We start from the raw sequence: 6000 nt of genomic DNA, 5'->3' as shown, positions 1-6000 counted from the left end.
GTCATCGAGGAGGTGGGGCGACTGGGCCTGACCGGCATCGGCTTCTCGCTGCACTCGGACATCGTTGCGCCGTACATCCTGCATTACGGCAGCGAGGCGCTGAAGCACAAATACCTGCCGAAACTGGTGTCCGGCGAGATGGTCAGTGCCATCGCCATGACCGAGCCGGGTGCCGGTTCCGATTTGCAGGGGGTCAAGACTACCGCTGTGCTGGACGGTGACGAGTATGTGATCAACGGCTCGAAAACCTTCATCACCAATGGCTTTCTGGCTGATCTGGTGATTGTCGTGGCCAAGACCGATCCCAAGGCCGGGGCAAAGGGCACCAGCCTGTTTCTGGTGGAGGCGAACACGCCGGGCTTCGACAAGGGCAAGCGCCTGGAGAAGGTCGGAATGAAGGCTCAGGACACCTCGGAACTGTTCTTTCAGGACGTGCGAGTGCCGAAGGAAAACCTGTTGGGTCAGGCCGGGGCCGGGTTTGCCTATCTGATGCAGGAATTGCCGCAGGAGCGTCTGACAGTAGCCATTGGCGGGTTGGCTTCGGCCGAGGCGGCGCTGCAGTGGACGCTGGATTACACCCGTGATCGCAAGGCGTTCGGCAAGGCAATTGCCGACTTCCAGAACACGCGCTTCAAACTGGCGGAAATGGCCACCGAGATACAGATCGGCCGGGTGTTCGTCGATCGCTGTCTGGAGCTGCATCTTCAGGGCAAGCTGGATGTGCCGACGGCGGCGATGGCCAAGTATTGGGGCACCGACCTGCAATGCAAGGTGCTCGATGAGTGCGTGCAGTTGCATGGCGGCTACGGTTTCATGTGGGAGTACCCGGTGGCCCGGGCGTGGGCGGATGCGCGGGTGCAGCGAATCTATGCCGGCACCAATGAAATCATGAAGGAGATCATTGCGCGGTCGCTTTGAATTTCGCAGTGAATTGACTGGCCCCTTCGCGAGCAGGCTCGCTTCCACAAGGATCACGCTGTACCTGTGGGAGCGAGCCTGCTCGCGAAGCTTTTAGCGGCTGATCACGGTGCCGGGTTCGGATGATCCTTGTGAATCGCTTCGATCCCTTCCAGCACTTCCTTCGACAGTTTCAGCTCGTAACTGGCGATATTGCTGTCCAGTTGCTCCAGCGTCGTCGCACCAATGATGTTGCTGGTGACGAACGGTTGCTGATTGACGAAGGCCAGCGCCATTTGCGCCGGATCCAGGCCATGTTTCCGGGCGAGCGCCACGTAACGGCTGCACGCCGCTTCCGATTGCGGGTTGAAGTAGCGGCTGAAGCGGCTGTAGAGGCTCAGGCGACCTTTTGGCGGACGGGCGCCACCTTCGTACTTGCCCGACAGGAAACCGAATGCCAGCGGCGAATAGGCGAGCAGGCCGCACTGTTCGCGAATGGCGATCTCCGCCAGACCGACTTCGAAGCTGCGGTTGAGCAGGTTGTACGGGTTCTGGATCGATACCGCGCGCGGCCAGCCACGGGCTTCGGCCAGGGCGAGGAAACGCATGGTGCCCCACGGGGTTTCGTTGGACAGGCCGATGTGGCGGATCTTGCCGGCCTTCACTTGCTCGTCGAGTGCTTCGAGGGTGTCTTCGAGCGGGGTGAGGTTGGCTTCGATCTTGTGCTTGTAGCCCAGCTGTCCGAAAAAGTTGGTGCTGCGCTCCGGCCAGTGCAGTTGGTACAGGTCGATGTAATCGGTCTGCAGACGCTTGAGGCTGGCGTCCACTGCTTCGGTAATGTGCTGGCGGTTATGGCGCAGGTTTTTGTCGCGGATGTAGTCGATGGTGTTGCCGGGGCCGGCGATCTTGCTGGCGAGGATCCAGTCGGCGCGGTCGCCCCGGCTCTTGAAGTAATTGCCGATGTAACGCTCGGTGGCGGCGTAGGTTTCGGCTTTCGGCGGCACCGGATACATCTCGGCGGTGTCGATGAAGTTGATCCCGGCGCCCTTGGCCCGTTCAATCTGGGCGAAGGCTTCAGCTTCAGTGTTTTGCTCGCCCCAGGTCATGGTGCCAAGGCAGATTGCGCTCACGTTCAGGTCGGTACGGCCTAGCTGGCGATAGTCCATCGGGTGCTCCTTGGGCAAAACAAGCATAAAAGCAGGTTGAAATTTTTTTCGCAATCTGCATAATTGCCGACCTCTTTCTGCAGTGGAAGTGATGCCCCGCCGCCGAAGAATCTTGCCGTTGAACGGACGCGCCGACCCGAGCCCCCGAAAGCGTCTGTATCCGGCTGCCTTTGACTTGTCAAAGTACGCACTATTCAGTAAGATCCGCCGTCTTATTTACAGGCGGCCCCTGAGGCTATAAAGAATGAAAACTTTTACTGCTAAACCGGAAACAGTAAAGCGCGACTGGTTTGTCGTCGACGCTGCTGGTCAGACCCTGGGTCGTCTGGCCACCGAAATCGCGAGCCGTCTGCGTGGCAAGCACAAGCCTGAGTACACTCCTCACGTTGACACCGGCGACTACATCGTCGTAATCAACGCTGAGCAGATCCGTGTTACCGGTGCTAAAACCACTGACAAAATGTACTACTCCCACTCCGGTTTCCCGGGCGGCATCAAGTCGATCAACTTTGAAAAGCTGATCGCCAAGGCCCCTGAGCGCGTGATCGAGACCGCGGTTAAAGGCATGCTGCCTAAGAACCCACTGGGTCGCGACATGTACCGTAAGCTGAAAGTCTATGCGGGCGCTGCACACCCTCATACTGCTCAGCAGCCCCAAGAACTGAAGATTTAACGGAATAGTTCATTATGTCGGCGACTCAAAATTACGGCACTGGCCGTCGCAAGACCGCAACCGCACGCGTTTTCCTGCGTCCGGGTACTGGTAACATCTCCATCAACAACCGTTCGCTGGATTCGTTCTTCGGCCGCGAAACTGCCCGCATGGTAGTTCGTCAGCCGCTGGAACTGACCGAGACTGTCGAGAAGTTCGACATCTACGTCACCGTGATCGGCGGTGGTGTAAGTGGTCAGGCTGGCGCAATCCGCCACGGTATCACTCGCGCTCTGATGGACTACGACGAAACCCTGCGTAGCGCTCTGCGCAAAGCTGGCTTCGTTACCCGCGACGCCCGTGAAGTTGAACGTAAGAAAGTTGGTCTGCGTAAAGCGCGTAAGCGTCCGCAGTACTCGAAGCGTTAATTCCGCTTCCACGTTCAAAAAGAACGCCCGATTCCTCACGGAACCGGGCGTTTTTTTATGCGTGCGATTTCTTGAATAATTGCGCTGTGACAACTTGCCACATTCGTAGACCCCCTATACTACAAGGCTTGAGGGCCAGCCCTCCGGGTAATTACCTTGTCAGAATTGGGGGTTTTCATTACCATTCGGCAAAATTTTTATAAGTACATTGTTTCATATTTAGTAGATGCCTGATTTAACAGGCCACAAAGCTGATGGGAGAGGACTGAATGAGCAATGACGGCGTGAATGCAGGCCGGCGTCGCTTCTTGGTAGCGGCCACATCCGTGGTGGGTGCTGCAGGAGCGGTGGGGGCTGCGGTCCCGTTCGTGGGGTCATGGTTTCCCAGTGCCAAGGCGAAGGCTGCCGGCGCACCGGTGAAAGTGAATGTCAGCAAAATCGAGCCCGGACAGCAGATGATTGCTGAATGGCGCGGCCAGCCGGTATTCATTGTTCGCCGTACTGCGGAAATCCTGGGGAATCTCAAGAAGATCGAGGGCCAGCTCTCCGATCCGACCTCCAAAAACTCCACGCAACCCACCTATGTCGACCCTGAGGTGCGTTCGATCAAGCCGGAAATCCTGCTGCTGATCGGGATCTGCACTCACCTGGGTTGCTCACCGACCTTCCGTCCCGAAGTGGCACCCGCGGATCTGGGCAAAGACTGGGTAGGTGGCTATTTCTGCCCTTGCCACGGTTCCCACTACGATCTGGCTGGCCGCGTCTACAAGTCGCAACCTGCGCCTTTGAACCTGCCAGTACCCCCGCATTCCTATGAGACCGATGACCTGATTGTCATTGGCGTCGATACGGAGAAAGCGTGATGAGCAAGTTCATGGATTGGGTTGATGCGCGCTTCCCCGCCACCAAAATGTGGGAAGACCATCTCAGCAAGTATTACGCGCCAAAAAACTTCAACTTCTTCTACTTCTTCGGCTCGCTGGCACTGCTCGTTCTGGTCAACCAGATCGTCACCGGTGTCTGGCTGACCATGAGCTACACCCCGTCGGCGGAAGAGGCGTTCGCCTCCGTCGAATACATCATGCGGGACGTCGAGTACGGCTCGATCCTGCGTTTGCTGCACTCCACCGGCGCTTCGGCGTTCTTCATCGTGGTCTATCTGCACATGTTCCGTGGCCTGCTTTACGGTTCGTATCAGAAACCGCGCGAACTGGTGTGGGTCTTCGGCATGCTGATCTATCTGGCGCTGATGGCTGAGGCCTTCATGGGTTATCTGTTGCCATGGGGGCAGATGTCCTACTGGGGCGCCCAGGTGATCATCTCGCTGTTCGGTGCGATTCCGGTCATCGGCAACGACCTGACTCAGTGGATTCGTGGTGACTACCTGATTTCCGGAATTACCCTGAACCGCTTCTTCGCCCTGCACGTGGTTGCTCTGCCGATCGTGATCCTCGGTCTGGTGGTGCTGCACATTCTGGCACTGCACGAAGTGGGTTCGAACAACCCGGATGGCGTGGACATCAAGAAACACAAAGACGAAAACGGTGTGCCGCTGGACGGCATCGCTTTCCACCCGTACTACACCGTGAAAGACATCGTCGGTGTGGTGGTGTTCCTGTTCATCTTCTGCTTCATCGTGTTCTTCTTCCCGGAAATGGGCGGCTACTTCCTCGAAAAACCAAACTTCGAGCAGGCCAACCCGTTCAAGACGCCAGAGCATATTGCGCCGGTCTGGTACTTCACGCCGTTCTACGCGATCTTGCGTGCGGTTCCTGACAAGCTCATGGGCGTTATCGCCATGGGGGCGGCCATTGCGGTGCTTTTCGTCCTGCCATGGCTCGACCGCAGTCCGGTCAAGTCAATGCGCTATAAAGGCTGGATGAGCAAAATCTGGCTGGTGGTGTTCTGCATTTCCTTCGTGATCCTCGGCATTCTGGGGGTTCTGGCCCCGACGCCGGAGCGCACGCTGGTGTCGCAGATCTGCACCTTCCTGTATTTCGCCTACTTCATTCTGATGCCTTTCTACACCAGGCTCGAGAAGACCAAACCGGTTCCGGAAAGGGTGACTGGCTGATGAAAAAGTTATTTTTTGCTCTGATTTTTGCTGCTCTGCCAGTGCTGTCCTTTGCTGCGGAACACGGTGGCCCGGAACTGGAAAAAGTCGACATCGACGTTTCCGACAAGGCTGCCCTGCAGGATGGTGCACGCACCTTTGCCAACTATTGCATGGGTTGCCACAGTGCCAAGTTCCAGCGTTATGAGCGTGTGGCCGACGACCTCGGCATCCCGCACGAAATGATGCTGGAGAAGCTGGTGTTCACCGGTGCCAAGATCGGCGATCACATGAACATCGGCATGCAGCCGGCCGACGCCAAGACCTGGTTCGGTGCAGCGCCTCCGGATCTGACTCTGGTGGCGCGTGTTCGTGGTACCGACTGGCTCTATGGTTATCTGCGTTCGTTCTATGAGGATCCGGCGCGTCCTTGGGGCGTGAACAACAAGGTCTTCCCGAACGTCGGCATGCCTAACGTGCTGGTCGGCCTGCAAGGTCGTCAGGTCGTGGGTTGCAAGCAGGTACAGATCGTCGAAGACGGCAAGAAGCAATATGATCCGCTGACCGGTACGCCTCTGACTCATGAGGCGTGCGATCAGTTGACCATCGTGCCGAAAACCGGAACTCTCAACGAAGAGCAGTTCGATGAGAAGGTCAAGAATCTGGTAACCTTCCTGGCTTACTCGGCTAACCCGGTTAAGCTGCAACATCAGCGCATCGGTACTTACGTCTTGCTGTACCTGGCGTTCTTCTTTGTGTTCGCCTACCTGCTCAAGCGTGAATACTGGAAAGACGTGCACTGAT

At 57.3% G+C, this 6000-nt stretch carries 7 protein-coding genes; 6 read left to right on the top strand and 1 reads right to left on the bottom strand.

The window, feature by feature from the left end:
* Positions 1 to 918 (top strand): acyl-CoA dehydrogenase family protein (locus J5M72_RS28060; protein ID WP_207868183.1); only part of this gene is annotated, 918 nt, incomplete at its 5' end.
* A 104-nt stretch (positions 919 to 1022) separates the two neighbouring features.
* On the opposite strand, the gene J5M72_RS28055 is transcribed toward J5M72_RS28060, so the two are convergent.
* A complete protein-coding gene (locus tag J5M72_RS28055; protein WP_207868181.1) occupies positions 1023 to 2063 on the bottom strand; it encodes an NADP(H)-dependent aldo-keto reductase in 1041 nt (346 codons plus the stop codon).
* Positions 2064 to 2307: 244 nt separating this feature from the next.
* Between J5M72_RS28055 and rplM the strand changes: the two genes are divergently transcribed.
* The 5 genes from rplM to J5M72_RS28030 all read left to right on the top strand — a co-directional run bounded on the left by rplM (position 2308) and on the right by J5M72_RS28030 (position 5999).
* Entirely contained in the window at positions 2308 to 2736 is a 429-nt protein-coding gene (rplM, locus tag J5M72_RS28050) for a 50S ribosomal protein L13 (protein ID WP_003228062.1), read from the top strand.
* A 14-nt stretch (positions 2737 to 2750) separates the two neighbouring features.
* Positions 2751 to 3143: a 30S ribosomal protein S9 gene (gene rpsI, locus J5M72_RS28045; protein WP_007961615.1), complete on the top strand. Its 393-nt coding sequence runs from the start codon at positions 2751 to 2753 to the stop codon at positions 3141 to 3143.
* 269 nt (positions 3144 to 3412) lie between these two features.
* Positions 3413 to 4006: a ubiquinol-cytochrome c reductase iron-sulfur subunit gene (petA, locus tag J5M72_RS28040; protein ID WP_003228055.1), complete on the top strand. Its 594-nt coding sequence runs from the start codon at positions 3413 to 3415 to the stop codon at positions 4004 to 4006.
* Complete coding sequence (locus J5M72_RS28035; protein WP_065261493.1) at positions 4006 to 5217, top strand: cytochrome bc complex cytochrome b subunit; 1212 nt, start codon at positions 4006 to 4008, stop codon at positions 5215 to 5217. Before petA ends, J5M72_RS28035 begins: the two co-directional genes overlap by 1 nt.
* Positions 5217 to 5999, top strand: coding sequence for a cytochrome c1 (locus J5M72_RS28030; RefSeq protein WP_169431865.1), 783 nt, complete (start codon positions 5217 to 5219; stop codon positions 5997 to 5999). The genes J5M72_RS28035 and J5M72_RS28030 overlap by 1 nt, the downstream gene beginning before the upstream one ends.
* Position 6000 lies beyond the last annotated feature (1 nt).

The organism is Pseudomonas sp. 58(2021) (assembly GCF_017491585.1).
Lineage (GTDB): Bacteria > Pseudomonadota > Gammaproteobacteria > Pseudomonadales > Pseudomonadaceae > Aquipseudomonas > Aquipseudomonas fluorescens_BT.
The sequence above is the reverse complement of the archived record's forward strand: the minus strand, read 5'-3'. Positions and strand labels throughout refer to the sequence as shown.

Coding starts and splice junctions, on each gene's coding strand:
- rpsI (WP_007961615.1), top strand. CDS start 2,751: ATGTCGGCGACTCAAAATTACGGCACTGGCCGTCGCAAGACCGCAACC.
- J5M72_RS28035 (WP_065261493.1), top strand. CDS start 4,006: ATGAGCAAGTTCATGGATTGGGTTGATGCGCGCTTCCCCGCCACCAAA.
- petA (WP_003228055.1), top strand. CDS start 3,413: ATGAGCAATGACGGCGTGAATGCAGGCCGGCGTCGCTTCTTGGTAGCG.
- J5M72_RS28055 (WP_207868181.1), bottom strand. CDS start 2,063: ATGGACTATCGCCAGCTAGGCCGTACCGACCTGAACGTGAGCGCAATC.
- rplM (WP_003228062.1), top strand. CDS start 2,308: ATGAAAACTTTTACTGCTAAACCGGAAACAGTAAAGCGCGACTGGTTT.
- J5M72_RS28030 (WP_169431865.1), top strand. CDS start 5,217: ATGAAAAAGTTATTTTTTGCTCTGATTTTTGCTGCTCTGCCAGTGCTG.